The sequence below is a fragment of the Nonomuraea sp. NPDC050310 genome (assembly GCF_040655795.1).
GTDB lineage: Bacteria > Actinomycetota > Actinomycetes > Streptosporangiales > Streptosporangiaceae > Nonomuraea.
This window is the reverse complement of the sequence record NZ_JBFAKP010000001.1, coordinates 693,934-718,225: the sequence shown is the minus strand read 5'-3', so window position 1 is coordinate 718,225 and position 24,292 is coordinate 693,934. Positions and strand designations below refer to the sequence as shown.

The window sequence follows — 24,292 nt, the reverse complement described above, 5'->3', positions numbered from 1 at the left end:
TCGCTCTCACTCCTTTGTGAGGGTTCATCCTTCGTTACAGCCATGCCCTTAGTTCCCACAGCAGGGGGAAGTAGTGCATGCGGGTCCGGCCCCGGAGGTAGGGGGCTCCCGTCGAGCCGCCGGTGCCGGATTTCGTGCCTATCTGCCGCTCGACCATCTGGACGTGCCGCATCCGCCACAATGCGGCCGTCTCATCGTGAGTCAGCAGATCCTCGGCCAGTTGCCACAGGTCGTCGTAGGTCCTGCGGTCCCTCGCCACGGTCAGCAGCGAACCCATGATCTCCGTGTCGGAGATGCCCAGGCCGCGCCTGGAGAGGGCGGTGAGATAAGCATCCCACAGCGTCGGCTCCTCCATACGGCGGCGCAGCCTGGCGAGTTCGCCCTCGCTGGCGTCCCGCAACCCGGTCAGGTAGCGGGCTTCCTTCAGCCCGGACAGGAACTCCAGCTCGCGGAACTGCACGGACTGGAACCCGCTGGCCGGGGCGAGCTTGGCCCTGAAGGCCAGGAAGTCCTGGGGCGTCATCGTCTCCAGGACCTCGACCTGCTCGACCAGCACGCGCTCGACCGAGTGCACCCGCCTGAACAGGTGCCTGGCCTGCCACAGTTCGCCGTTGAACAGGGCGTCGCGCGCGCCTTCGAGCTCGTGCAGGAGCAGCTTGAACCAGAGCTCGTAGACCTGGTGCACGGTGATGAAGAGCAGCTCGTCGGGGGCCTGCGACTGCGGCTCCTGCTGGCCGAGGAGCTCGGGCAGGCGGAGGTAGGCGCCATAGGACAGGCGCCCGCCCTCTTCACCGAACTGCCGGTCTGGCGGCACAGCGTCAACCGCCACCGAGGCTCCTCCCCCAAGAACTTGCCGGGCCCATGCCCGTACCGATACCACCCGAAAAGTGGTCAATCGTCAACGCGAGAGGGGTTCGACCTCAACTGATCTAAGGCGTCGGGGACCTCGGCGAGCTCGGCGAGCTCCCGCCGGCACTGCTCGCACCCGTCGAGATGGCGCTCGAAGGCCTCGTGCTCCTCCTCGTCGAGGACGCCGAGGACGTAGGCGGCCACCTCAGGATGCATCAGCCGGCTGCCCCCTTCTCGCGCAGCAGTTCACGGAGGGCTCTTATGGCGTAGTAGAGCCGTGATTTCACCGTGCCCGGCGGAATCCCCAGTATCTCCGCCGCTTCACTTATCGTACGGTCCCGCAGGTACGTCTGCTCGATGACTTCGCGGTGTTCTTCGGACAGCCGGGCCAGCGCGTCGCCGACCACGATCGCCGACAACGCCCGGTCGGAGGCGTCGGGCACCGCGATGCTGTCGGCCTCCGGCGGCTCGACCTCGGGCGGGCGCGCGCTGCGCCGGCGGCGGCCGTCGATGACGATCCGCCTGGCCACGGTCAGCATCCACGCCCAGATGAGGCTGGGTTCCCAATACAGCCGGGCGGAGTTCCGCCAGGCCCTGACGATGGTCTCCTGGACGACGTCCTCCGCCCACTGGAGATCGTTTCCCGTGGATCTGCGCACGTGGCGCAGCAACGGGCCGCGGAACTGCTGATAGAGCAGCGCGATGCGTTGCTCCTCGTCCTTGGAGTGAGCTAACACGGCGCACATCTTTACACCTTCGTTACCGCATCGGTAGCCACTCCGATAACTCCAGTCATTTCTGACTATCTCGTCACAAGGCGTGAACTCTCGGGTCGGGGTCCGCGTACCTCGGGGCATGCGACGCCGATTCGCCGACATCGCCGCCACCGCGCTCACCCTCGGCGGTTTCGCGGTCGCGGCCGTCCTCACCGTCGTGCTCGTCCTGCCCACCGCGGGCGAGCCCGCCACCTGGGAACCGCGCCCGTCGGGCCCTCTGGGCCCCGCCGACCGCGACTTCCTGATCAAGGTACGGCAGGCGGGACTCTGGGAGATCCCCACCGGCCAGCAGGCCCAGCAGCTCGCCGCCAGCGAGCGCGTCAAGGACGTCGGCCGGCACCTCGTCGAGGACCACACCAAGCTCGACGTCGAGGTCCGCAAGGTGGCCGCGGCGCTCGACGTGGACCTGCCCAGCGTCCCCAGCGCCGACCAGCAACGCTGGATGGCCCAGCTCTCCGCCCGGTCCGGCGCCGCCTACGACCGCGACTTCGCCAACCTGCTGCGCGCGGCGCACGGGAAGGTCTTCGCGGTCGTCGCCCAGGTCCGGGCCGGCACGCGGAACGCGGAGATCCGGAAGTTCGCCCAGCGGGCGGTCGTGGTCGTCATGCGGCACATGACCCTGCTGGAGTCCACCGGGCTCGTGGACCACTCGGCCCTGCCGGAACCGCCCTCACCCACCATCGGAGTGAAACCATGAAACACGTCCTGACGGCTCTGACGCTCGTGGCGTCCGGGCTGGTCGCGGCCTCGCTCACCGAGGTCGCCGCGGCGCCCGCCGCCCTCGCCGACCACTGCCTGCCGGGGTCGCACTCCCCCGCCGGCGGCCGCCTCCTCCCCGCCCCGCCCGAGCCTCCTTCGCCCACCCCGGACCCCCGCCCCCGGCCTCCTTCGCCCGACCCGGACCCCCGCCCCCGGCCGCCTTCGCCCTCACCGGACCGGCCCACCGACCCCGACCGGGGGAACCGGCCCGCCGATCCAGGTCCGGCCGACGGGTCCGCCGACCCTGGACCGGGCGAGCCGACGGGTGATCCGGGCGAGCCCACCGGGGACCCCGGGGACGACCGGGGCGGGGACCCCGATGCCGGCCCGTCCCCGAGCCCCTCCCCCAGCCCCACGGACGACCCCGGCGACGAGTGCGCCGACCTGGGCCCCTTCCCCGACGACTTCATCGACATCCGCCGAGTCCAGCCCAACGCCTCCGGCAACCTCACCGGCCGCGGCGGCAGCTTCACCTCCCGCTGCGGCACCAACGCCAACGGCCACCAGAACCCCGACAACTTCATCGTCGCCCCCGGCGTCCGCAACGGCGCCCACCACCTGCACGACTACGTCGGCAACCTGTCCACCGACGCCTTCTCCACCGACCAGTCCCTGGCCGCCGCCGGCACCACCTGCCGGCTCAACGACCGCTCGACCTACTTCTGGCCGGTCCTGCGCGACCGCCGCGTGGACGACAACCTGGGCGACCCCGACGGCAACGTCGGCCGCGTCCTGCGCCCCCGCCAGGCGATCATGCTCTTCCGCGGCACCGGCGAGCGGGTCGGCCCCATGCCGCGCTTCCTCCGCCTGATCACCGGCGACGCCAAGGCGGCCACGAACGGCGGCGCCAACGCCCGCGCCCAGTGGACCTGCACCGGCTTCACGAACCGGATCACCACCAAGTATCCGCTCTGCCCGCGCTTCAGCCAGGTCGTCCGCATCCTCGACTTCCCGAGCTGCTGGGACGGCCAGAACACCGACAGCGCCAACCACCGCACGCACGTCGTCTTCCCGCAGGGCGGGCGCTGCCCGCAGGGCACCCGGGCCGTGCCGCAGCTCCGCATGATCCTCACCTACTCGGTGGCCCCGGGCCTGTCCTACGCGCTCGACGCCTTCCCCGAGCAGAAGCACAACCCGGTCACCGATCACGCCGACTTCGCCAACGTGATGCCCGACCGGCTCATGGCCTTCGCCGTCTCCTGCATCAACCGCGGCCGCCGCTGCTGACCAGCCCACTCTGCTGAGGCCCCAGGGCAGCACCCTCACCGCGACCCCTGGGAGGAATCCTCATGCTGCACCGTCGCCAACCCCGGCACGCCCCGGCCGCCGCCGGACTGGACGCCCGCAACGTCCGCCTCGGCCTGATCGCCTCGCTCACCGCGCTCCTGCTGTCGGCCGCCGCACTCACCGCCTCGCCCCGCGGCCGCGAACTCCTCGCGCTGGCCGACTTCTACCTCGGCGTCCTCGCGCTCGTCACGCTCACCGCCACCGTCGCCCTCGGCCTGCTGGCCACCGAACGGGTCTTCCTCTCCGCGCCCAACCGGGTCCGGGCCCAGCTCGCCCACCGGCTGGCCGCGCTGGCCGGGATGGCCCTCCTGGCCGGGCACATCGCCCTCAAGTCCGGGCGCGGGCCCTGGCTCGGGCTGCTGGCCGCCGGGCTGCTCGCCGTCGCCGCGCTCAGCGGGGTCGTGCGGGGACGCTTCGCCGGTACGGCACGGCCCGGGCTGTGGCGGGTGCTGCACGGCGCCGCCTACCTCGCCTGGCCGATCGCCGTCCTGCACGGGCTGACCGCCGGCCGTACCCCTGCGGCCTGGGTGACCTGGGCCTACTTCGGCTGCCTGGCCGCCGTGGGCGCCGCCCTGCTGGTGCGCGTCTGGGCCTCGGTGGCCCGGCCGCCTGCCGTACCCGAAGTGGTCGCCGAACCGGAGGCCGCCGCCGGGGAGCGGGGGCTGGCGCAGCCGGTCGAGCTGGCCAAGTACCGCAAGGCCGGCTGAGTCACGTTCCGCTGGAGGACATCATGATCCCGCACAAGGTCCCGCCGGTCGTGCGGCTCGGGCCGGCCCGGCTCACCGAGGGGCTCGACCACTGCCGCCGCCTCGACCTGCCCGCCCACCGCACCATCCACGGCGCTCCGGCGCCGCTCGACCTGGAGTCCCTCATCGCGCAGGTCGATCTCGTCGACCTGCGCGGGCGGGGCGGGGCGGCCTTCCCCTTCGCCCGCAAGCTGCGTGCGGTCGCCGGCAACCGCTCAGAACGCGTCGTGCTGATCAACGCCGCCGAGGGCGAGCCCGCCAGCCGGAAAGACGCCATGCTGCTCGTCCGTACGCCGCACCTGGTGCTCGACGGCGCCGTCCTCGCCGCCGAGGCGCTGCGCGCGCGGGAGGTCGTGCTCGCGGTGGCCGCCGACAGCGTGCCCTTCGCCTCCGCCGAGGCGGCCGTCGCCGAGCGCCGCGCCGCCGGGGTGGCCGGAGCGGAGGAGTCGCGGCTGCGGATCCGCGTGATCGGCCTGCCCGAACGCTTCATCACCGGCGAGGGCGGCGCGCTGGTGCGAGGCGTCAACGGCGAGACCCCGACGCCGCCCGGACGCAAGCGCCGGGCCGCGCACGAGGGCGTGGACGGGCTGCCCACGCTGCTGTCCAACGCCGAGACCTTCGCCCAGCTCGCCCTGCTCGCCCGGCTGGGCCCGGCCGCCTACGCCGACGTCGGGACGCCTCGCGAACCCGGCACCCTGCTGCTCACCGTCGGCGGCGAGACCGTCGTCGAGGCCGCGCACGGCATGCCGCTCTCGGCCGTCCTCGACCTGTGCTCGCCGGGCGCCGACCTCGGGCCGGGCGTGCTCCTGGGCGGCTACCACGGCACCTGGCTGACCGCCGCCGAGGCCCGCACCGCCGTACTCTCCCGTGCCGCCGGGACCCCGCTCGGCGCCGGCATCGTCCTGCCGCTCGGCCCGGACACCTGCCCGCTCGGCGAGACCGCCCGCGTCGCCGCCTACCTCGCCGGCCAGTCCGCCGGGCAGTGCGGGCCCTGCCGGCTCGGGCTGCCCGACCTCGCCCGTGCGCTGCTGGCCCTCTGCTCGGGCGAGGGCTCACCCGAGGCCGTACGGCGAGCCGCCCGGTCGGTCGAGCGGCGGGGCGCCTGCTCCCACCCCGACGGCACCGCCCGCTTCGCCCTGTCCGCCCTGGACGTCTTCGCCACCGACATCGCCTCGCACCTGGACGCCGGCACCTGTGGCCGCCCCGTGCTCGGCGTCCTTCCGCTGCCCGAGTCGCCTGCGGAACCTGAATACCGGCTCGACGTCGACTGGACGCGGTGTGAGGGGCACGGCTTGTGCGCCCATCTTTTGCCGGAGTTCGTCGACCTCGACGACTTCGGTTACCCGGCCTTCCGGCCTGTCCCGGGCGGCATGCTGCGTGAGGCCCGCCGGGCCGTCGAGATGTGCCCCGCCCTCGCCCTCCGCCTCGCCTGACAGCCCTCGATTTCGGAGCGCTCCGCGCAAGGGGCTCGGGCGCTGCCCGGTGGGACTCTCAAGGGGGCTCGCACGGGCGAAGGGGCCGTGCACCGACGGCTGCGGCAGGTGGAAGGCCCGGGGGCTCCAGCATCGCGACCCTCGGCAAGCTGGGCGCGGTCCGCGGAGAAGGCGGCGCGCCGCTCCGGCCCGATCCCGCCGCTCAACGCCCACCGGCGAGGCCCGGACCGATGGGTGGTTCGGTTCAGTCGGCGGGTTGGGGGGTGGTGGCGATGGTGTGGAGGGGGGCTGACCAGGGGTGGGGTGGGTGGCCGTGGGGGGTGAGCCAGGACAGGAGCCAGGCGGCCTGTTCGGGGGTGAGGTGGTCGGCCAGAGCGATGAAGTCGGCGTGGTCCTTGGGGCGGTCCTGGCGGGATCTGAAGAGCAGCACCACTTCCGGGCCCAGGTAGCGCAGGCCATCAGGGGTTAGGTGGGTGATGGCGGTGAACGGGCGGCGGATGCGGCCGCTGCCGCGGTGGAAGACCCAGTCGTCGCCGTCGGAAAGGCCCAGCACGACCTCCAGCGGGTAAGGGATCCGGGGATCGGTGAAGGTCAGGCTCTGAGGGCCGGGGTCGAGGTCGAGACGGCCGTCCCAGGGCTTCGCCGTACCGTCCCGGTGGTCCTTGAGGAGGATCTCGCGGTCGGTGAAGGCGGCGGCGAAGGCGGGCAGGTCGGAGTGGAGGATGAGCAGGTCGAGGTCGGCGTGCGGGCGCAGGACCCGGCCGGCGTGCAGGTCGGCGGCCCAGCCACCGGCGACCCAGAAGGGGCCGGGGAAGGCCGAGAAGACGGCCGGGAGCGGGTCCAGGACGGTGAGGTCGTGGTCGGCGGGCATCGCACCTCCGCGGTCTCGGGAAGGTGCGAGCGTACACCTCCACCTCCTCGGGGAGGGTCGGGCGGAACACGGCCGCCGGGCACCGCACATCCGTCCCGTTGGGGGAGGCGTGGGGGGACGGAAGTCGTCGGGTTCGGAGGAGGGCGGGTCGGAAGCCACCGGGTTCGGAGGAGGGCGGGCGTGAGGAAGCTCCCGGGTAATCCCATGCCCGCGCCTGCCGGGCCGTTGACCAAATGCGGCCGGTGCCGGGGAAAACTCCCAGGGTGAAGAGAGTCGTAGTGGTCGGTGGCGGTTTCGGTGGGTTCCATTGTGCGCGCAGCCTGAGCCGGATGGTGCCGCGCGGCACGGCCGAGGTGGTCGTGGTGAACCCCACGGACTTCCACCTCTACACACCCCTGTTGCCGCACGTGGCGGGCGGGCTGGTGCACGCGCCGGACATCGCGGTGGCGCTGTCGAGGTTGCGGGGCGTGGTCCTGTGCCGGGGGAACGCGGTGGACGCCGATCTCGACGCCCACACGATCACCGTGCTGAGCACGTCCGGCGAGCGGTTCGAGCTGCCGTGGGACCGGCTGGTGCTGGCGCCGGGCAGCGTGACACGGGTGTTCGACATCCCGGGCCTGCAGGCGCACGCGCACGGGTTCAAGACGCTGACCGAGGCGCTCTACCTGCACGACCGGGTGATCGCGAACGTGGAGCGGGCGCGGGTCACCGCCGATCTGGCCGAGCGGGAGGCGCTCAGCACGTTCGTGGTGGTGGGGGCGGGGCTGGCCGGGGCGGAGTTCGTGGCCATGGCCAAGCGGCTGGCCACGGCGGCGGCGCCGAGGCTGCGGACGCGATGGCTGCTGCTGGACATGGCGCCCGCGGTGCTGCCGCAGCTCGGGGAGGCGCTGTCGGCCAAGGCCACGGACGCGTTGCGCCGGCTGGGCGTGGAGGTCCGGCTGGGGACCTCGATCCGGGAGGCGCGCCCCGACTCGGTCACGCTGACGGACGGGACGGTCGTGCCCTGCCGGTTGCTGGTGTGGACGGCGGGCGTGTCGGCCAGCCCGCTGGTCCAGCGGCTGGGCCTGCCGCTGGACCGGGGGCGCGTGGTCGTGCGGGCCGATCTGAGCGTGCGGGAGCATCCGCACGTCTACGCGGTCGGGGACGCGGCAGCCGTACCGGACCTGACCCGTCCGGGCGGCGTGTGCGCCCAGACCGCGCAGCACGCCCAGCGCCAGGGCCCGGTCGCCGCGCGGAACATCGCCGCGTCCTTCGGGTACGGCGAGCTGACCTACTACCGGCACCGGGACCTGGGCATGGTCGCCGACCTGGGCGGGCTGTCGGCCGTCGCCGACCCGATGGGGCTGCGGCTCACCGGGCCGCCCGCCAAGCTGGTGACCAGCGGCTACCACCTGCTGGCGCTCGAATCCACGGGCAACCGGCTGCGGGTGGGCACCGACTGGCTGCTGCACGCGCTGCTCCGGACCGTGCCGATCTCGACCGGCCTGGTGTCGGACGCGTCGGCCGCGCTGGTGGCGGCCGAGCAGCTCAGCATCTACCCGCCGCTGCCGCAGGAGGCGAGCACCCCGAGCCGGCAGCCCAGCCCCGTGGCCTGACCCCAAGACCGGCAGCCCGGGCTCACCGGGCTCACAGGGTTCACGGGGTTCACGGGTTCACAGGGCGCGGACGAGCAGCGCGCCGGCGGCGCTCAGCAGGCCGAGGGCGATGCTGGCGGTGGCCCAGGCGGCCCCGTGCCGCTCCCAGGGCCGCCCGTGGTCGAGCGCGTACCGCCCGGCGCCGGTGCAGGCGACCACGACGCCGACCGTGCCGAGCAGCAGCGGGTACTCGAACCCGCCGAGCAGCCCCTTGGACCAGTCGGCCACGACCGCGTTGGCCATGACGCCGAGCACGGCCGCGGCGGCCAGCGGGGTGAGCAGGCCGAGCGCGAGCAGCAGCCCGCCGCCGAACTCGGCGAGGCCGGCCAGCGCCGCGAAGAAGGTGGCGGGCTCGTAGCCGAGACCGGCGAAGAAGCGGGCGGTGCCGTCCAGCCCGTGTCCGCCGAGGACGCCGAAGAGCTTCTGCGCGCCGTGCCCGGCCAGGAGCAGCCCGGTCACCAGCCGGAGGGCCAGCAGGCCCACGTCCCGGATGTCGCCGACGCGCGTTTCCTCGACCGCACCCTGCCTGATCATGGCAGCTCCCTTAAATGAAAAGTAAACTTTCCTAAGAGTTAGCCGCTGAACGGCCTCGCGGGCAAGGTCATTGGGCCCTCCCATCTGCCCCCTCTCCCCGGTGTTATGGATCTCCGGAACCAGTGACACATCTGTGACCAACCGGGCGGCCGCCTCGCCCGTCTCACAAACGTGGAACGACGGCAGCTCCTCCAGGCCATGGCCCTCAGCCCCGTGCTGCTCGGCGCTGCGGCGCCTCCGCCCGACTGGGCGGGGCTGCGGCGCGCGCTCAAGGGCACGCTGGTCAGGCCGGGCGAGCGGGCCTACGACCAGGCCAGGCGGCTGTTCAGCCCGGCCCACGACCGCGTACGGCCGGGCGGGGTGGCCTACTGCGCCAACGCCGCCGACGTCGCCGCCTGCCTGGTCTTCGCCCGGCGCAGCGGCCTGGCGGTGCATCCGCGCTCGGGCGGCCACTCCTACGCCGGCTGGTCCACCGGGCCCGGCCTGGTGATCGACGTCTCGCGGCTGAACTCGGTCGGCCACCGCGACGGCCGGGCGATCGTCGGCGCGGGCGCGAAGCTGATCGACGTCTACGACCGGCTGGCCCGCCACGGCGTCAGCATCCCGGCCGGCACCTGCCCGACGGTCGGGATCGCCGGGCTGGCGCTGGGCGGGGGCCTCGGCGTCGTCTCCCGCAAGTACGGCCTGACCTGCGACACCCTGGAGTCGGTGCAGCTCGTCACCGCCGACGGGCGGCTGGTGACCGCCGACTCCACCCACCACGCCGGGCTCTACTGGGCCTGCCGGGGCGGTGGCGGCGGCAACGTCGGCGTGGCGGTCTCCTTCACCTTCCGCGCCCACCCGGTGGGCCGGGTCACCACGTTCTTCCTGCACTGGCCCTGGCGGAAGGCGGCGGCCACGCTCAAGGCCTGGCAGGACTGGGCGCCCGCGGCCCCCGACAGCCTGTGGTCGAACCTGCATCTGGGCCGCGACAACGGCGTGCTCGACGTCCAGGTGGGCGGGCTCTACCTCGGGCCGCCGGCCGAGCTCGACCGGCTGCTCAAGCCGCTGCTGGCCAAGCTGGGCGCGCCGAGCTCGCGGCACGTCAAGCACACCACGCACCTCGACGCGATGATGATCATGGCGGGTTGCGCGCGGCTGTCCGCCTCGCAGTGCCACCTGCCGGGCCAGACCCGCGACGGTCGGCTCTCCCGGGCCGCGTTCGCCGCCAAGTCGCACTTCGCCTACCGGCCGCTGCCCGCCGACGGCCGGGCGGCGCTGGTGGACTGGGTGGCCAGGCGCGGCGAGCACACCGTGCTGATGGACGCGATGGGCGGCGCCATCGCCCGCACTCCGGCCTCGGCCACCGCCTTCCCGCACCGCGCGGCGCTCTACAGCCTGCAGTACTACTCGCCCGGCACCGACCGCACCTGGGTGCGCGGCACGCACGCGGCGATGAGCCGGTGGCTGGGCGAGCACGCCTACGTCAACTACATCGACCCCGACCTCACTTCCTGGCGTCCGGCCTACTACGGCGCCAACGCCGGCCGGCTGGCCGAGGTCAAGGCCGCCTACGACCCCGACAACGTGTTCCGCCTGCCCCAGGGGTTCTGAGCCACTGGGTATGCTCGCGCCGGTGAACACCGTGATCCTGCTGGGCGGCGCCTCCGGCATCGGCAAGAGCAGCGTCGCCTACCCGCTCGCCCGGCGCCTGGGCGTGCCGCTGGTCGAGCTGGACGACATCGTCGAGGCGCTCCAGGCGATGACCACCCCGCAGCAGCTCCCGATGCTGCACTACTGGTGCACCACGCCCGAGGCCGCCGCCTTCCCGGCCGAGCGGATCGTGGAGCTCCAGATCGAGGTGGCCCGGGCGCTGGAGCCGGCGGTGCGGGCCGTGGTGGCCAACCACCTGGAGACCGGCACGCCGGTGGTCCTCGAAGGCGACTACCTGCTGCCGTCGACCGAGCTGCCCGGCGCGGTCAAGGTGATCCTGCACGAGCCGGACGAGGACCGCATCGTGGCCAACTACCTCAGCCGTGAACCGGCCGCCGGTGAGCAGCGCGGGCGGGCCCGGGTGAGCCGTATGTACGGCGACTGGCTCGCCGCGCAGGCCGCCGAGCAGGGCGTTCCGGTCGTCGCCATGCGCCCGTGGGCCGATGCGGTCGAGCGCACGCTGCGGGCGGCCGGGCTGACCGCGTAGCCGGAAATCCGGTCGGCTTCGCCGTACCCGAGCTGGCAGACTTCCGGAATGCGGCACTTTCCCACCCTGAACCTCAAGATCACCACCCCGCGGCTCGAACTGCGCCTGCCCAGCCTGGCCGATCTCGACGAGCTCGGCGAGCGGGCCGCGGAGGGGGTGCACGACGAGGGCGTCATGCCCTTCCTCGTGCCCTGGACCGACGCCACGCCGCAGGAGCGCGCCCGGAGCACCGTCGCCTGGCAGCTCGGGGCGCTGAGCCGGATGACGCCCGAGAACTGGTCCCTGCCGTTCGTGGTGGTGGTGGACGGCGAAGTGGTCGGCACGCAGGAGATGGCCGCGAAGGACTTCGCGATCCTGCGCGAGGTCTCCACCGGCTCCTGGCTGGGCCGGCGCTTCCACGGCCTGGGCCTCGGCACCGAGATGCGTACGGCGGTGCTGCACCTGGCCTTCGCCGGCCTGAACGCCGACTACGCCCGCACCGAGGCGTTCGAGGACAACGCCGCCTCCCTCGCGGTCACCCGCAAGCTGGGCTACCGCGAGGACGGCGTCAACCTGGTCTGCCCGAAGGGCAAGCGCGTGGTCAGCCGGCGCTTCCGGCTGGACCGGGCGGACTGGACGCCCGCCCCGGACGTCCAGATCCACAACCTGGAGGCGTGCCTGCCGCTACTGGGCGCGGCGGAAGTGGCGTAGCACGTCGGGGTTGGCCATCGCGTCGGGGTTGGCCGCCTCCTCGACCGGGGTGCCCAGCAGGATCTTGCGCACCGGCACCTCCAGCTTCTTGCCGGACAGGGTGCGCGGGATCCCGGGCACCTCGATGATCTCGTCGGGCACGTGCCGGGGCGACAGCTCCTGGCGCAGCGCCCGGCGCAGACCCATGATCAGCCCGTCGTCGAGGGAGGCGCCGGGCGCGAGGGTGACGTAGAGCAGCAGCCGCCCCTCCTGTCCGAGCTGCCCGGTGTCGATCACCAGCGAGTCGGCGACCTGCTCGAACCGTTCGACGACGCGGTAGAACTCGCTCGTGCCCATCCGCACCCCGCCCCGGTTGAGCGTGGAGTCGGACCGGCCGTAGATCACGCAGGAGCCGTCCTCGCCGAGCTTGAGCCAGTCGCCGTGCCGCCACACGCCCGGGTAGACGTCGAAGTAGCTGTCGCGATACCGCGACCCGTCCGGGTCGTTCCAGAACATCACCGGCATCGAGGGCATCGGCGCGGTCAGCACCAGCTCCCCCACCTCGCCCACGACCGGCTTGCCCGCCGGGTCGAACGACTCGATGCGCGCCCCCAGCGACCGGCACGGGATCACGCCCGCGCGCACCGGGTGCAGCGGCGTCCAGCCGACGAAGCCGGTGCAGACGTCCGTGCCGCCGGAGAAGGAGCCGACCGGCACCCCGGGCAGGTGCTCGGCCACCCACGCGAACCCCTCGGGCGGCAGCGGCGACCCGGTCGAGCCGATGCCCTTGAGCCGCAGCCCGGTGGGCCGTGCGCCCGTCTTCATCGAGGCCAGGATGTACGGCGCGCCCACCCCGAAGTAGGTGACCCCTTCGGCGGCGGCCAACCCCCACAGGTCCTGCGGCGCCCCGTCGTACAACACCGGGACCGCGCCCACGAGCAACGCGCCCACGAGGTAGTTCCACATCATCCACCCCGTGGTGGTGTACCAGAAGAACACCTCGCCCTCGCCGAGGTCCTGGTGGAAGCTGAGCGACTTGAGGTGCTCCAGCACCACGCCGCCGTGCCCGTGCACGATCGGCTTGGGCAGGCCGGTGGTGCCGCTGGAGTAGAGGATCCACAGCGGGTGGTCGAAGGGCACCGGCTCGAAGGCGAGCTCGGCCGGCTCGGCCCGCAGTCCCGCCCAGCCGAGCACCTGGCCCGTGGGCAGGGAGGAGGTGTGCGGCTCGGCGGGCTCGGCCTGCTGGGGCGCGCGGCCCTCGTCGGCCGCGGTCAGGTACGGGATCCACACGGTCGCGCGCAGCGTGGGCAGCGAGCCGGCGATCTCGCGCACCGCGTCGGTGCGGTCGAAGCTCTTGCCGCCGTAGTGGTAGCCGTCCACCGCGATGAGCACCTTGGGCTCGATCTGGGTGAACCGGTCGACCACGCTCGGCACGCCGAAGTCGGGCGAGGCGGCCGACCAGATCGCGCCCAGCGAGGCGGTGGCCAGGAAGGCGATGAGCGCCTGCGGGATGTTGGGCAGGTAGGCGGCCACCCGGTCGCCCTTGCCGACGCCGAGCCGGACGAGCCCGGCCCGCACCCGCGCGACCTCCTCCCGCAGCTCGGCGTGGGAGAACTCCTGCCGGGTGCCGGATTCGGCGCGGAAGACGAAGGCGGTGCCCGTCCTCGGGCGCAACGCGTTCTCCGCGTAGTTCACGCCGGCGCCGGGGAACCAGCGCGCGCCGGGCATCGTCCCGGACACCACGGGCCCGTCGCCGCGCTCGCCGATCACCTCGAAGTACTCCCAGATCGACGTCCAGAACTCCGCCGGGTGATCGACCGACCACTGCCATGCCTGCTCGTAGCCGGTCAGCCCGCGCGAGTCGAGGTAGCGCGCGATCCTGGAGCCGGAGGGGTCGGCCGGCGTCCAGAGCAGTTCACCTTCAGCAACCATGGCACCATCCTGGCCCGGCCGGGCGCGCCAGTCATCATCGGGGGACACATATCCCGCCACCCGGCGACGTGGCCGGGCACCACACAGCGGGTCAGCCGGCCTTGCGGTCCACCGGCGAGGTCAGCGCGGCAACGGCCGCGACCACCTCCGAGGCGTTGCCGAGGTCGGGCAGCACCAGGTCGGCCCCGGCCTCGCGCAGTTCGGCCGGCATCGAGCGGCCCGAGGCCACGCCGATCACCGCCGCGCCGCCGATGCGGGCGGCCTGCACGTCGCGGGTGGAGTCGCCGATCACCACGGTGTCGGCCGCGCCGAACGGCGTGCCGTACCGCTGCTTGGCGCGGCCCTGGGCGACCTGGAGGAGGGTGGCCTTGGGGTAGACCTCCTCGCCGTAGCCGCCGATGTCGAAGTCGACGTGCTGGTCGAGCCCGAAGGCACGCAGCTTGAGCACGGCGTTGCTCTTGATCGTGCCGGTCAGCACCGACTGCACCACGCCGTCGAGCCGGGCCACGGCCTCCAGCGCCTCGCGGGCGCCGGTCATGGCGCGGCCGGTGGCGGCCAGCCGGTGCGCCTGGCCGGCGAAGGCGGTGGCCAGGGCGGTGATGAAGCGCGGCAGGTCCTCGTTCTCGGCGCGCACGCCGTTGAGCGCGAGCGTCTCGAAGATGATCTCGGAGTCGGGGCGGCCCAGCGCGGGCGCCAGCTTGACGAGGGGACGCCCGGTGACGGCGCGGAACGCCTCCGCGTAGGCATCCCGGGTGACGATGGCCACGTCGACCAGGGTGAGGTCGACGTTCCAGAGGACGAGGCGGGGGGTCACGGGCCTAGCGTACGGCTACCGCCCGCCGGCCAGGCCAGGCCCGGGCGATTTAGGCATGGTTGAGCGCTTCGGCCAGCGTGTCCACCACCGGGAACCCGGTCCGCTCCAGCTCGGCGCGGGTGCTCATGCCCCCGGTGTAGAGCACCGCCCGCGCCCCCACGGCCCGCGCGGCGACGCCGTCGTCCACGCTGTCGCCGATGACCAGGATCTGCTCGGGCCGGACCGGCATGCCCGCCAGGTGGGCGGCCAGATGGGCCGCCTTCTCGCCGCCGGTCTTGCCGTCGCGCAGCCCGTCGACCCGCAGGAAGTGCTCGTGGATGCCGAAGGACTTCACCAGCGGCTCCAGATGGTCGTGCGGCGCCATCGAGCACAGCGACTGGCTGCCGCCCCACTCCTTGATCAGCCGCTCGGCCCCCTCGGCCAGCCGGCAGGCGGCCATCAGGCGGTAGTAGCTGGCGTGGAAGGTGTCGTCGAGCAGCTTCCACTCGCCCTCGCGCAGCTCGCGGCCGAGCAGCTTCTCGTAGGTCACCCAGACCGGCCGGGTGTAGACCGCGCGGAAGGCGTCGGCGTCGAGCTTGGGCAGCTCGTAGGGCTCGAAGACCTCGTTGGTCGCGCCGACGATGGCCTCGATGTCGTGGAAGAGCGTGCCGTTCCAGTCCCAGACGAGGTGCTTGATCATGACAGCAGGTCCGGGATCTCCTGGGTGGCGTACCACATGAGCTCGTGCGCCTCCGCGCCGTCGACGGTGAAGCGGGCGTCGTCGTCGCCCTCGTCCGCCTCGGGCAGGGCGGCGATGGCGGCCTCGATGTCGGGTGCGGCGCCGAGGTCGTCGACGTGCACCGCGGCGACCTTCGCCATCGGCACCGGTTCGGCCAGCCGTACCCGGGCCTTCTCCTCCAGGGCGGCCGGCACCTGGAGCAGGCCGTCGGGCACGTCGGCGGCGATCACGACGCGGCGGGCCGGGGTGGCCGCGCCGTCGGCGCGGTCGGCGGCCAGCATCCGCAGGGACGAGCGCGCCGCCTCGGTGAGGGCGACGTACTCCAGCTCCTCGGTGTCGCCGGAGGCGTACCACTCGGTGAGGGCGGGCGTCACGGCGAAGCCGGTCAGGGGAGCCGGGCCGAGCTGGCCGGCCTCGACCGCGCGGGTGAGAGCCGGGATCGTGCACGGCAGATAGACACGCATGAGGTCAATCATGCCAGCGGTGACGACAGGAGAGTCTCCAGCTCCGCGATGGTGGCCACGGCGTCGCGGTGGTGGATGCCGCGCAGGCCCAGGCCGGTCCCGGCCAGGATGTTGGCCTCGATGTCGTCGATGAAGACGCAGTCGGCGGCCTCCAGGCCGATCAGGCCGAGCGCGTGGTGGAAGATGCGCGGCTCGGGCTTGCGCATGCCGATCTCACCGGAGATGACGACCGCGTCGAAGAGCTCGGGCCAGTCCTCGCGCGGGTAGTCGTTGGCCCAGGAGTTGGACAGCAGGCAGGTCTTGAGCCCTCGGCTCCTGGCCTCGCGGAGCATGCCGTACATCGCCTCCTCGCGGGCGAAGCCGGCGAACATCCGGTTGATCAGGCCCTCGGCGGGCGGCGGGGTGCCGTCGAGGGTGAGCAGCTCGGCGGCCAGCAGCCGCTCGAACTCGGCCGCGCCGAGCTCGCCGCGCTCCAGCGCGTGCACGACGTTGTGGCCGCCGTCCTCGCTGTAGGCCTCGGTGATCAGGCGCCGCATGACCTGGCGGTAGTGCGCGGCGTCGATCCGGTCGGCTTCGAGCCAGTGGGCGATGGAGACGCCCATGGGGCTCGTCAGCACCCCGCCCCAGTCGATCAGAATGCCTTTGACCATAAGGACAGAATAATGCTCCGCTACGTCATCGGCTCGCGCGGGTGATGCGGGCCGCCAGCTTGCGGTGCTCGGCTGAGCGGAGCACCCGGTTCGCCTCCTCGGCGGAGGCGACCGGCGCCCGGTCGAGGAAGCCGCGGGCGCGGCGCAGCTCCAGCAGGCGGGTGACCGACTCGTCCAGGCGCTTGGCGGAGATGCGGCCCGACTTCACCGCGTCCAGGACCGCCGTGTAGGCCTTGTCCAGGCTCGGCGGCATGAGCAGCAGGTCGGCTCCGGCCAGCACGGCACGCACGGCCACCTCGCCGTCGCCGTACTTGGTGCGCACGCCCTCCATGTTGAGCGCGTCGGTGGAGATCACGCCCTTGAAGCCGAGCTTGCCGCGCAGGATGCCGGTCAGGATCGGCTTGGACAACGTCGCCGGGTCGCCGGACGGGTCGAGGGCGGGCATGACGATGTGCGCGGTCATGATCGCGTCCACCCCGGCGGCGATGGCCGCGCGGAAGGGCGGGGCGTCCAGCTTCTCCCACTGCGCCCTGGTGTGCTTGATCACCGGCAGGCCGGTGTGGCTGTCGGTGGTGGTGTCGCCGTGGCCGGGGAAGTGCTTGGCGGTGGCGGCCACGCCCGCGTCGGCGAAGCCCTTCACCGCCGCGCCGACCATGCGCGAGACCTTGGCCGGGTCGGAGCCGTAGGCCCGCACGCCGATCACCGGGTTGCGCGGGTTGATGTTGACGTCGGCGACCGGGGCGAAGTCGAGGTTGATGCCGAGCGACTTCAGCTCCGCGCCGGTCGCCTCGGCCGCCTTCCTGGCCAGCGCGGTGTCCCCGGTGTCGCCGATGACCTTGGCGCCGGGGAACTTGGTCATCAGCGCGCCCACCCGCGAGACGATGCCGTTCTCCTGGTCGGTGCCGACCAGCATCGGCACCTTGCCCGCCGCCTCCTGCAGGCCGTTGGTCAGCGCCACGACCTGCTCGACCGTCTTGATGTTGTCCGGGAAGAGGATCACGCCGCCGAGGCGGTACTTGCGGATGGTCTTGGCGTCGGCCGTCGTGCCCGGCAGCACCGGCATGAAGAGCTGGCCGACCTTGTCCTCCAGGCTCATCCCGGCCAGGGCCCTGGCCACCTCGCCGCGCTGCTCGCCCTTCTCCCCGCCCTGCTCGGGCGCCGCCGAGGTCTGCTCCTGCGGCGTGGAGGCCGGGGCGCCCGTGGTGGAGGTGGGCGCGGGCGGCTTCGCCGTTCCCGCGCACGCGGTCAGCCCGGTCAGGAGCGACGCGGTCGCGACCGCCAGGAGCCTTGCCGTACGGATGCCTCGAACCATGACACCAACGCTATCCAGCCCGCGAGCCGCTCGGACCACTCTTTTCCTCCAGAGCCGCTTAAAGCCCCAGTTCGGACAGTCCCGGCAGGTGCTCACGGGCCGCCGCCCTGGCCTGCTCCCCGCTCGCGGCCGCCCGCGCCGCCCCGGCCGCCGCCCGGCACTGCACCAGCGTGTGCCGCGCCAGCGCCGCCCGTACGGCAGGCAACCCGGCCGCCCCCATCGACAATGAGCCCACCCCGAGCCCGGCCAGCACGCACGCCAGCGCCGGATCGGCCGCCGCCTCCCCGCACACCCCGCAGGGCCGCCCGTGCCCGCCGACGGCCAGCGCGACCAGGTCGAGCAGGGCGGGCTGCCAGGCGTCCTGCAGGTCGCTGAGCACGCCGAGCTGCCGGTCGGCGGCGAAGGCGTACTGGGCCAGGTCGTTGGTGCCGATGGAGAAGAAGTCCACGAACCGCGCCAGATCCGCCGAGCGCAGGGCCGCCGCCGGGATCTCGATCATCACGCCGGCCTCGGGCAGCCCGGCCGTACGGCAGGCGGCGGCGAACCAGGCCGCCTCCTCGGCGGTGGCCACCATCGGCGCCATCACCTGGAGCTGTGCGCTCGTCCCCTCGGCGGCGCGGGCCAAAGCCTGGAGCTGGCCGGTCAGCACCTCGGGCACGTGCCGTCCCATTCGCAGCCCCCGCACGCCCAGCGCCGGGTTGGGCTCCTCCCCCGGCGGCGGCAGGAAGGCCAGCGGCTTGTCCGCGCCGGAGTCGAGGGTGCGCACGACGACCTTGCCGCGCGGGAAGGCCTCCAGGACGGCGCGGTAGGCCTCCTCCTGCTCCCGTGCGGAGGGCGCCGAGGCGCGGTCGAGGAAGAGGAACTCGGTGCGGTAGAGCCCGACGCCCTCCGCGCCCGCCTGCAAGGCCGCCGGCACGTCGGCCGGGCCGCCCAGGTTGGCCAGGAGCGGGACCCGGTGGCCGTCCGCGGTGCGGCCCGGGCCGGTCGTCTCGGCCAGCAGGCGCCTGCGGGCCGCGTCGGCCCGCCGTACCTGCTCGACGCGGTGCGGCTCCGGCTCCCGCTCGACCAGGCCGGCGCCGCCGTCGACCAGCAGGTTGCCGTCGAGCGTGGTCGCGCCGGGGCAGGCCACCACCGCGGGCACCCCCATCGCGCGGGCCAGGATGGCGGTGTGGCTGGTCGGCCCGCCCTCCTCGGTGACGAAGGCGGCCACCACCGCGCTGGACAGCACCGCGGTGTCCGCGGGCGCCAGATCCCGGGCCACCAGCACGTACGGCACGCCCCCCGGAGCCTCCTCCGGCACCCCCGGCATCGGCACCCCGGTCAGCACGGCGATCACCCGGTCGCGGATGTCGTCGAGGTCGGCGGCCCGCTCCCCCAGGTAGCCGCCGGCCGCGGTGAGCAGGTCGCGGTACTTCTGGAAGGCCTCGAAGACGGCGCGCGGCGCGGCCAGCCCGGTGTCGACCAGGGCGGCCACCTCGACCGCCAAACCGGGGTCGCGGGCCATCATGGCCTGGGCGCCCAGCACCTCGCGGCCCTGGCCCCCGGCCCGCTCGCCGCGCCGGTCGAGCTCGGCGGCGACCCGCTCCAGGGCCTGGGCGACGCGGTCCTTCTCCGGCCCGGCCTCGCCCGCGTACCGCTCGCCGACGGGCGGTTCGGGGACCTGCTCGGCCAGCACGTAGGCGGGGCCGTACCCGATGCCAGGGCTGACCCCCACGCCTTTCACGGGGCCGTGCCCGTTGCCCGGGCTCACCCCCGCGCCGGTCACGGGGCCGAGGCGATCGCGGCGAGCTCGTCCAGGAGCTCCTCGGCGCCCTCGCCCTCGGCCGAGATCACGATCTCCTCGCCCTGCCGGACGTCGAGCCCCATCACGGCCAGGATGCTCTTGGCGTTGACCGGGTCGCGGTTGAGCTTGCACACGCTGACCTCGATCGGCGCCTTGGCGGCGGCCTGGACGAAGGTGGCGGCGGGCCGCGCGTGCAGCCCCACCTCGGCTACGACGGTCACCCTGCGCTCAGCCATGATCAACATCCTCCCCTAGAGAGACGGCGGCCAGGCCACGGCGGTCAGATCGGGGACCACCAGGTCGGCCTGGCCGAGCTCGCTCGCGGCGTGCGTGGTCGCGACGCCCACGCACCTCATACCCGCCGCTTTGGCCGCGGCAATCCCGGCCGGGGTGTCCTCGAAGACCACGCAGGTCGCCGGATCGGCCTCCAGCAGCCGGGCGGCACGCAGGTAGCCCTCGGGGTCGGGCTTGCCGTGCTCGACGTCCTCGGCGGTGACCAGCACCTGGAACAGGCCGCGGATGTCGAGATAGTCGAGATGCCGTACGGCCCAGGGCCGCTGGGCGGAGGTGACCAGCCCGAGCGGCGCGCCCGCGGCGGCGGCCTCGCGCACCAGCGCGGCCCCGCCCGGCACCGGCGCGATGCCCGGCAGGTCGGGCAGCCGCTCGTAGCTCCACACCTCTTCGGCCAGGTCGGCCAGGTCGCGGTCCGGGAAGAGCACCGGCAGCACGTCGCGGCCCCGGCGGCCCATGAAGATCCGGACGTCGGCGTCGATGCCGTGGTTGTCCAGCAGCCGCCGCCACATGGCCATGTTGCGCGCCTCGGTGTCGACCAGGGTGCCGTCCAGGTCGAACAGCGCGGTGCTCACCCCCACCGGAACAGCTCGTCCCCGACGTGCACCACGCCACGCGCCACGCCGGTGACCGACTCGGCCGTCGCGTCCAGCGCGACGACCGGGCAGACGGGCGAGCGCCCGCCGGCCTCGACGGCCGCGGGGTCCCAGGCCACCACCGGCTGGCCGGCGCTGACGCGATCCCCCTCGGCCGCCAGGAGCTGGAACCCCTCGCCCTTGAGCTGCACGGTGTCGATGCCCAGGTGGACCAGGACACCCTTGCCGTCGTCGCCCACGATCACGTAGGCGTGCGGGTGCAACTTCATGATCTTTCCGTCTATGGGAGCGACTGCCTTGCCCGGTCCCCGAATCGGGTCGATCGCCGTTCCCGGACCGACCATGCCCGCCGAGAACACCGGATCCGGCACTGCCGCCAATCCCACAGCCGACCCCTCTACGGGGGCGATAACAGTGGTCATGGCTCAGCCGATGATGTCCTCGATGTCGCTGGCAATGGTGTCGGCCTCGGGCCCCACCACGACCTGCACCACGTTGCCCGCCGCCATGACGCCGTGGGCGCCGGCCGCCTTCAGCGCGGCCTGGTCGACCTTGGACGCGTCGTGCACCTCGGTGCGGAGCCGCGTGATGCAGGGCTCGATCTCGATGATGTTGTCCGCACCACCGAGCCCCGCGATGATCGCGTTGGCATCAGCCGCCATCGGGTCCTCCCTCGTTCCCCTCCGAACAGGCTAAACTACGCCAGGTAATCAATCGGTCTGGGTGACCTTGTTGAGGCCGCGCGGCGCGTCGGGGTCGATGCCGAGCCGGCGGGCGAGCGCCTCGGTGAGGAGCTGGCCGGGCACGATCAGGCCCATCGGCGCCACCCACTCCGGCAGGGCCGGGCCGTTCAGCGCGGCGGTGCCCGCCTTGGCGAGAGCCGTACCGCCACCGATGGTGAAGGCCGCGGCGCCCGCGCCGACGACGCGCTCGGCGAGCGCGACGGTGCCCGACAGGGTGGGGCTGTTCTCGGCGGCGACCAGGAGCGCGGGGGTGTCCTCGTCCACCACGGCGATCGGGCCGTGCAGGAGGTCGGCGTAGGACAGGCCCATCGCGTGCAGGTAGCACGCCTCCTTGAGCTTGAGCGCGGTCTCCAGCGCGGTGGAGAAGGCCAGGCCGCGGCCGGAGACGACCACGCCGGGCTTGTCGGCCAGGCCCTCGACGACGGCGTCCAGGTCGCCCGGCTCGGCGATCAGCTTCTCGACCGCGTCGGGCACGAGCTGCAGGTCGTCGGCGTTGACGTCGGCGCCCAGTCCCAGCGCCAGCACGGCGAGGGCGGCGAGCTGCGTGGTGTAGGTCTTGGTGGCCGGAACGGCCTTCTCGACCCCGGCCTCGGTGCACAGCGCCAGGTCGGCGGCCTGGGCCAGCGGGCTGTCCACGCCGCCGTTGGTGATGCCGACCGTCTTGGCGCCGCAGTCCTTGGCCCAGCTCAGCGTCTCGACGATCTCCTCGGTCTTGCCGGACTGCGAGATCGCGACGGCCAGCACGCCGTCGAGGTCGAGCTTGCGCTTGTAGGTGGTGGCGATCGAGGGGGCGGCGAGCGCGGCCAGGCGACCGGCGTGCGACTCGATCAGGTAGCGGCCGTAAACTGCGGCATTGTCCGAGGTACCGCGGGCGATGAAGAGCAGCTGCTTCGTCTGCGCACCGAGGGCGCTGACCTCGTCAACCCGGGGCAGCAGTGCCTCCAGCGTCGCCCGCAGGGCCGCCGGCTGCTCGGCGATCTCGCTACGCATCCTGGTGGTCATACTGCTCCTATCGCTATATCTTGGTCCACGTGGTCTAGTCCGGACTAGACCAGTACGAACCATAGCTCATTGCCCACATCAGATCGAGGGGAGGATCCGTGGCGCACATCGATCCGGACAGCCCGGTGCCCAAGTACTTCCAGCTACGGGAGATCCTGCTCGACCTCATCGAGAGCAACGAGCTCAGCATCGGAGCGGCGATCCCGTCCGAGCGCGAGCTCTGCCAGCGTTTCGGGCTGTCGCGGATGACGGTACGGCAGGCGGTCGACCACCTGGTGAGCGAGGGCCGGCTGCACCGCGTGCCCGGCAAGGGCACCTTCGTGGCGCGGCCGAAGATCGAGCTGGCCCTGCAGCTCACCTCGTTCACCGACGACATGCGCGCCCGCGGCATGGTGCCCGGCTCGCGCGACCTCGACCGCCGCGTCGTGCGCGCCAGCGCCCACCTGGCCAAGGAGCTGGGCATCCAGCCCGGCGACGAGGTGCACTTCATCGAGCGGCTGCGCACCGCCGACGGGGAACCCCTGTCGATCGAGCGCGCGCACATCCCGGTCTCCCTCGCGCCCGACCTGGCCGACCACGACCTGTCGGACACCTCGCTGTACGAGCTGCTGGAGAAGCGCTACGGGATCGTCATGGACGCCGGGGAACTGACCATCGACGGCGGCATCGCCGACCCGAGCGACGCCGACCTGCTCAAACTCGACCGGGGCGGGGCGGTCCTGCTGCTGCAGCGGCGCTCCTTCTCCGGCGGCGTCTGCGCCGAGCTGGGCGTCTCGACCTACCGGGCCGACCGCTACCAGCTCCGCACCATGCTGGAGATGCCCGCCCGCCGCTGACCCGCGCCCGGCGGTACGGCAGGCGGCCCGCTCTAGGCTTCCTGGAAACACCCCCCGACCCCCCGAGGACTGCCGGTGAACGAGACCGCAGCGATCCCTTCGCCGTTCGCCCGAGTGATGAGCGTGCTGCAACGCATGGGCCGGTCGCTCATGCTGCCCATCGCGGCCCTGCCGGCCGCGGCGCTGCTCATGCGCTTCGGGCAGCCCGACATGCTCGGCTCCAACGGCGCCGAGCCGGGCGGCCTGGCCGACGTGGCCGGCTTCGCGTGGATGAACGACGTCGCCCTGGTGCTGGCCGCCGCGGGGGGCGCGCTGCTGGACAACCTGCCCATGCTCTTCGCGGTGGGCGTGGCGATCGGGTTCGCGCGCAAGGCCGACGGCTCCACGGCGCTGTCGGCGGTCATCGGCTACCTGGTCTTCGACCGGGTGACCCGGACCATGTTCCTCGGCTCCGGCATCCGGGAGCAGGTGCTGGTACGGACCGACGACCTGCGCGAGATCATCAACTACGGCGTGCAGAACCCGACGCGGGTGCTCGGCGGCATCGTCATCGGCCTGGCCACCGCCCTGCTCTGGCAGCGGTTCCACCGGATCAAGCTGCCCGCGTGGCTGGCCTTCTTCGGCGGGCGGCGGTTCGTGCCGATCATCACCTCGATCGTGGCGCTGCTGCTCGGAGTGGCCTTCGGCTGGGTCTGGCCGGTACTGGCCGAGTGGATCGGCTCGGCCGGCCGGGCGCTGGCCGAGGCGGGGCCGGTCGGGACCGGCCTCTACGGGCTGCTCAACCGGCTGCTGATCCCGCTCGGGCTGCACCACTTCGCCAACTCGATCGTCTGGTACATGGTGCCGGAGTGCCACGTCGGCGCCCGCACGCTCGGCGGCGACTGGAACTGCTACTTCGCCGGGGACCCGCAGGCGGGCGAGTTCATGACCGGGTTCTTCCCGATCATGATGTTCGCGTTGCCGGCGGCGGCGCTGGCGATGTGGCGCTCGGCCCCGCTGCACCGGCGGGCGACGGTGGGCGGCATCATGCTCTCGGCCGGGCTCGCCTCGTTCGTCACCGGGATCACCGAGCCGATCGAGTTCGCCTTCATCTTCGTCGCGCCGGTGCTCTTCGTGGTGCACGCGCTGCTCACCGGGCTCGCGATGGCGATCACCACGCTGATCGACGCGCAGCTCGGGTTCGGGTTCTCGGCGGGGTTGCTGGACCTGCTGCTCAACGCCAGCAAGTCGAACACGCAGAACCTGCCGGGCATCCTGCTGGTCGGGGCGATTTATGGCGTTATTTACTACTTTGTCTTTAGTTTCTTGATCAAGCGCTTCGACATCCAGACCCCGGGACGCGAACCCGAGCCCGACGTCGACTCCGGCGAACCGGCCGCCGCCAGGGAGAAGCCCGGCCACCCCTGAGGGGTGA

The 24,292-nt window shown here is 72.9% G+C and carries 27 protein-coding genes; 10 read left to right on the top strand and 17 right to left on the bottom strand.

The features are described 5' to 3' along the window. Positions 1-34: 34 nt before the first annotated feature. The 3 genes from AB0I67_RS03515 to AB0I67_RS03505 form a co-directional block, all read right to left on the bottom strand. Complete coding sequence (locus AB0I67_RS03515) at positions 35-829, bottom strand: tryptophan 2,3-dioxygenase family protein (RefSeq protein WP_357916912.1); 795 nt, start codon at positions 827-829, stop codon at positions 35-37. A 62-nt stretch (positions 830-891) separates the two neighbouring features. Next, positions 892-1,065 carry a zf-HC2 domain-containing protein gene (locus AB0I67_RS03510; RefSeq protein WP_357916910.1) on the bottom strand — a complete coding sequence of 58 codons (174 nt, stop codon included), beginning with the start codon at positions 1,063-1,065 and terminating at the stop codon, positions 892-894. Continuing rightward, on the bottom strand, positions 1,065-1,586 hold the full coding sequence (locus AB0I67_RS03505; protein WP_357916908.1) for a sigma-70 family RNA polymerase sigma factor: 522 nt from the start codon (positions 1,584-1,586) through the stop codon (positions 1,065-1,067). The genes AB0I67_RS03510 and AB0I67_RS03505 overlap by 1 nt, the downstream gene beginning before the upstream one ends. 118 nt (positions 1,587-1,704) lie before the next feature. Here AB0I67_RS03505 and AB0I67_RS03500 point away from each other — a divergent pair, with 118 nt between their 5' ends. The 4 genes from AB0I67_RS03500 (at position 1,705) to AB0I67_RS03485 (ending at position 5,850) form a co-directional block, all read left to right on the top strand. After that, on the top strand, positions 1,705-2,322 hold the full coding sequence (locus tag AB0I67_RS03500) for a DUF4142 domain-containing protein (protein ID WP_357916905.1): 618 nt from the start codon (positions 1,705-1,707) through the stop codon (positions 2,320-2,322). Next, positions 2,319-3,611: a DUF1996 domain-containing protein gene (locus AB0I67_RS03495; RefSeq protein ID WP_357916902.1), complete on the top strand. Its 1,293-nt coding sequence runs from the start codon at positions 2,319-2,321 to the stop codon at positions 3,609-3,611. The genes AB0I67_RS03500 and AB0I67_RS03495 overlap by 4 nt, the downstream gene beginning before the upstream one ends. Positions 3,612-3,673: 62 nt before the next feature. Continuing rightward, a complete protein-coding gene (locus AB0I67_RS03490; RefSeq protein WP_357916899.1) occupies positions 3,674-4,378 on the top strand; it encodes a hypothetical protein in 705 nt (234 codons plus the stop codon). A gap of 23 nt (positions 4,379-4,401) precedes the next feature. Next, positions 4,402-5,850, top strand: coding sequence for an NADH-ubiquinone oxidoreductase-F iron-sulfur binding region domain-containing protein (locus AB0I67_RS03485; protein ID WP_357916897.1), 1,449 nt, complete (start codon positions 4,402-4,404; stop codon positions 5,848-5,850). A 244-nt stretch (positions 5,851-6,094) separates the two neighbouring features. Here AB0I67_RS03485 and AB0I67_RS03480 read toward each other — a convergent pair whose 3' ends face one another. Beyond that, complete coding sequence (locus AB0I67_RS03480) at positions 6,095-6,721, bottom strand: hypothetical protein (RefSeq protein WP_357916895.1); 627 nt, start codon at positions 6,719-6,721, stop codon at positions 6,095-6,097. 233 nt (positions 6,722-6,954) lie between these two features. Between AB0I67_RS03480 and AB0I67_RS03475 the strand changes: the two genes are divergently transcribed. After that, positions 6,955-8,316, top strand: a complete 1,362-nt coding sequence (locus tag AB0I67_RS03475; RefSeq protein ID WP_357916893.1) for an FAD-dependent oxidoreductase — start codon at positions 6,955-6,957, stop codon at positions 8,314-8,316. Between the two features lie 57 nt (positions 8,317-8,373). On the opposite strand, the gene AB0I67_RS03470 is transcribed toward AB0I67_RS03475, so the two are convergent. Continuing rightward, a complete protein-coding gene (locus AB0I67_RS03470; RefSeq protein WP_357916890.1) occupies positions 8,374-8,889 on the bottom strand; it encodes a DoxX family protein in 516 nt (171 codons plus the stop codon). 171 nt (positions 8,890-9,060) lie between these two features. On the opposite strand from AB0I67_RS03470, the gene AB0I67_RS03465 reads away from it, so the two are divergent. Genes AB0I67_RS03465 through AB0I67_RS03455 form a run of 3 tightly spaced genes read left to right on the top strand, consistent with a single transcriptional unit; the run spans position 9,061 to position 11,758 of the window. Beyond that, positions 9,061-10,482 carry an FAD-binding oxidoreductase gene (locus AB0I67_RS03465; protein WP_357916887.1) on the top strand — a complete coding sequence of 474 codons (1,422 nt, stop codon included), beginning with the start codon at positions 9,061-9,063 and terminating at the stop codon, positions 10,480-10,482. Positions 10,483-10,504: 22 nt separating this feature from the next. After that, complete coding sequence (locus tag AB0I67_RS03460; protein ID WP_357916884.1) at positions 10,505-11,068, top strand: hypothetical protein; 564 nt, start codon at positions 10,505-10,507, stop codon at positions 11,066-11,068. A gap of 48 nt (positions 11,069-11,116) precedes the next feature. Then, on the top strand, positions 11,117-11,758 hold the full coding sequence (locus AB0I67_RS03455) for a GNAT family protein (protein WP_357916881.1): 642 nt from the start codon (positions 11,117-11,119) through the stop codon (positions 11,756-11,758). Here the strand turns inward: AB0I67_RS03455 and AB0I67_RS03450 are convergent. The 12 genes from AB0I67_RS03450 to AB0I67_RS03395 form a co-directional block, all read right to left on the bottom strand. Continuing rightward, positions 11,732-13,669, bottom strand: a complete 1,938-nt coding sequence (locus AB0I67_RS03450) for an acetoacetate--CoA ligase (protein ID WP_357916878.1) — start codon at positions 13,667-13,669, stop codon at positions 11,732-11,734. The two genes, AB0I67_RS03455 and AB0I67_RS03450, sit on opposite strands and share 27 nt — an antisense overlap. Before the next feature lie 91 nt (positions 13,670-13,760). Then, the gene (locus tag AB0I67_RS03445) at positions 13,761-14,483 is read right to left on the bottom strand and encodes a haloacid dehalogenase-like hydrolase (protein ID WP_357916875.1); all 723 of its coding nucleotides are present in this window, start codon (positions 14,481-14,483) and stop codon (positions 13,761-13,763) included. Between the two features lie 49 nt (positions 14,484-14,532). Further along, the gene (locus AB0I67_RS03440) at positions 14,533-15,162 is read right to left on the bottom strand and encodes an HAD hydrolase-like protein (RefSeq protein WP_357916872.1); all 630 of its coding nucleotides are present in this window, start codon (positions 15,160-15,162) and stop codon (positions 14,533-14,535) included. Continuing rightward, a complete protein-coding gene (locus AB0I67_RS03435; RefSeq protein WP_357916869.1) occupies positions 15,159-15,665 on the bottom strand; it encodes a hypothetical protein in 507 nt (168 codons plus the stop codon). Before AB0I67_RS03435 ends, AB0I67_RS03440 begins: the two co-directional genes overlap by 4 nt. 8 nt (positions 15,666-15,673) lie before the next feature. Further along, positions 15,674-16,315 (bottom strand): HAD family phosphatase, encoded by a 642-nt coding sequence (locus AB0I67_RS03430; protein WP_357916867.1) that lies wholly within the window; start codon positions 16,313-16,315, stop codon positions 15,674-15,676. Between the two features lie 25 nt (positions 16,316-16,340). Then, positions 16,341-17,627: a beta-N-acetylhexosaminidase gene (nagZ, locus tag AB0I67_RS03425; RefSeq protein WP_357916865.1), complete on the bottom strand. Its 1,287-nt coding sequence runs from the start codon at positions 17,625-17,627 to the stop codon at positions 16,341-16,343. Positions 17,628-17,685: 58 nt separating this feature from the next. Next, the gene (ptsP, locus tag AB0I67_RS03420; protein ID WP_357916863.1) at positions 17,686-19,341 is read right to left on the bottom strand and encodes a phosphoenolpyruvate--protein phosphotransferase; all 1,656 of its coding nucleotides are present in this window, start codon (positions 19,339-19,341) and stop codon (positions 17,686-17,688) included. A 47-nt stretch (positions 19,342-19,388) separates the two neighbouring features. Next, positions 19,389-19,646, bottom strand: a complete 258-nt coding sequence (locus AB0I67_RS03415; protein ID WP_357916860.1) for an HPr family phosphocarrier protein — start codon at positions 19,644-19,646, stop codon at positions 19,389-19,391. Between the two features lie 15 nt (positions 19,647-19,661). Continuing rightward, entirely contained in the window at positions 19,662-20,282 is a 621-nt protein-coding gene (locus tag AB0I67_RS03410) for an HAD-IA family hydrolase (protein WP_357916858.1), read from the bottom strand. Then, positions 20,273-20,719 (bottom strand): PTS glucose transporter subunit IIA, encoded by a 447-nt coding sequence (locus AB0I67_RS03405; protein WP_357916856.1) that lies wholly within the window; start codon positions 20,717-20,719, stop codon positions 20,273-20,275. Before AB0I67_RS03405 ends, AB0I67_RS03410 begins: the two co-directional genes overlap by 10 nt. A gap of 3 nt (positions 20,720-20,722) precedes the next feature. Further along, on the bottom strand, positions 20,723-20,959 hold the full coding sequence (locus AB0I67_RS03400; protein WP_192790232.1) for a PTS glucose/sucrose transporter subunit IIB: 237 nt from the start codon (positions 20,957-20,959) through the stop codon (positions 20,723-20,725). Positions 20,960-21,007: 48 nt separating this feature from the next. Further along, entirely contained in the window at positions 21,008-22,030 is a 1,023-nt protein-coding gene (locus AB0I67_RS03395; protein WP_357916853.1) for an SIS domain-containing protein, read from the bottom strand. A gap of 110 nt (positions 22,031-22,140) precedes the next feature. On the opposite strand from AB0I67_RS03395, the gene AB0I67_RS03390 reads away from it, so the two are divergent. Then, positions 22,141-22,878, top strand: a complete 738-nt coding sequence (locus AB0I67_RS03390) for a GntR family transcriptional regulator (RefSeq protein ID WP_357916850.1) — start codon at positions 22,141-22,143, stop codon at positions 22,876-22,878. Positions 22,879-22,953: 75 nt separating this feature from the next. After that, positions 22,954-24,285 (top strand): PTS transporter subunit EIIC, encoded by a 1,332-nt coding sequence (locus AB0I67_RS03385; RefSeq protein ID WP_357916847.1) that lies wholly within the window; start codon positions 22,954-22,956, stop codon positions 24,283-24,285. The last annotated feature ends 7 nt before the right edge of the window (positions 24,286-24,292 follow it).

Coding starts and splice junctions, on each gene's coding strand:
- AB0I67_RS03475 (WP_357916893.1), top strand. CDS start 6,955: ATGCGGCCGGTGCCGGGGAAAACTCCCAGGGTGAAGAGAGTCGTAGTG.
- AB0I67_RS03415 (WP_357916860.1), bottom strand. CDS start 19,646: ATGGCTGAGCGCAGGGTGACCGTCGTAGCCGAGGTGGGGCTGCACGCG.
- AB0I67_RS03480 (WP_357916895.1), bottom strand. CDS start 6,721: ATGCCCGCCGACCACGACCTCACCGTCCTGGACCCGCTCCCGGCCGTC.
- AB0I67_RS03455 (WP_357916881.1), top strand. CDS start 11,117: ATGCGGCACTTTCCCACCCTGAACCTCAAGATCACCACCCCGCGGCTC.
- AB0I67_RS03500 (WP_357916905.1), top strand. CDS start 1,705: ATGCGACGCCGATTCGCCGACATCGCCGCCACCGCGCTCACCCTCGGC.
- AB0I67_RS03495 (WP_357916902.1), top strand. CDS start 2,319: ATGAAACACGTCCTGACGGCTCTGACGCTCGTGGCGTCCGGGCTGGTC.
- AB0I67_RS03400 (WP_192790232.1), bottom strand. CDS start 20,959: ATGGCGGCTGATGCCAACGCGATCATCGCGGGGCTCGGTGGTGCGGAC.
- AB0I67_RS03470 (WP_357916890.1), bottom strand. CDS start 8,889: ATGATCAGGCAGGGTGCGGTCGAGGAAACGCGCGTCGGCGACATCCGG.
- AB0I67_RS03435 (WP_357916869.1), bottom strand. CDS start 15,665: ATGCGTGTCTATCTGCCGTGCACGATCCCGGCTCTCACCCGCGCGGTC.
- nagZ (WP_357916865.1), bottom strand. CDS start 17,627: ATGGTTCGAGGCATCCGTACGGCAAGGCTCCTGGCGGTCGCGACCGCG.
- AB0I67_RS03485 (WP_357916897.1), top strand. CDS start 4,402: ATGATCCCGCACAAGGTCCCGCCGGTCGTGCGGCTCGGGCCGGCCCGG.
- AB0I67_RS03440 (WP_357916872.1), bottom strand. CDS start 15,162: ATGATCAAGCACCTCGTCTGGGACTGGAACGGCACGCTCTTCCACGAC.
- AB0I67_RS03510 (WP_357916910.1), bottom strand. CDS start 1,065: ATGCATCCTGAGGTGGCCGCCTACGTCCTCGGCGTCCTCGACGAGGAG.
- AB0I67_RS03450 (WP_357916878.1), bottom strand. CDS start 13,669: ATGGTTGCTGAAGGTGAACTGCTCTGGACGCCGGCCGACCCCTCCGGC.
- AB0I67_RS03430 (WP_357916867.1), bottom strand. CDS start 16,315: ATGGTCAAAGGCATTCTGATCGACTGGGGCGGGGTGCTGACGAGCCCC.
- AB0I67_RS03405 (WP_357916856.1), bottom strand. CDS start 20,719: ATGACCACTGTTATCGCCCCCGTAGAGGGGTCGGCTGTGGGATTGGCG.
- AB0I67_RS03395 (WP_357916853.1), bottom strand. CDS start 22,030: ATGCGTAGCGAGATCGCCGAGCAGCCGGCGGCCCTGCGGGCGACGCTG.
- AB0I67_RS03490 (WP_357916899.1), top strand. CDS start 3,674: ATGCTGCACCGTCGCCAACCCCGGCACGCCCCGGCCGCCGCCGGACTG.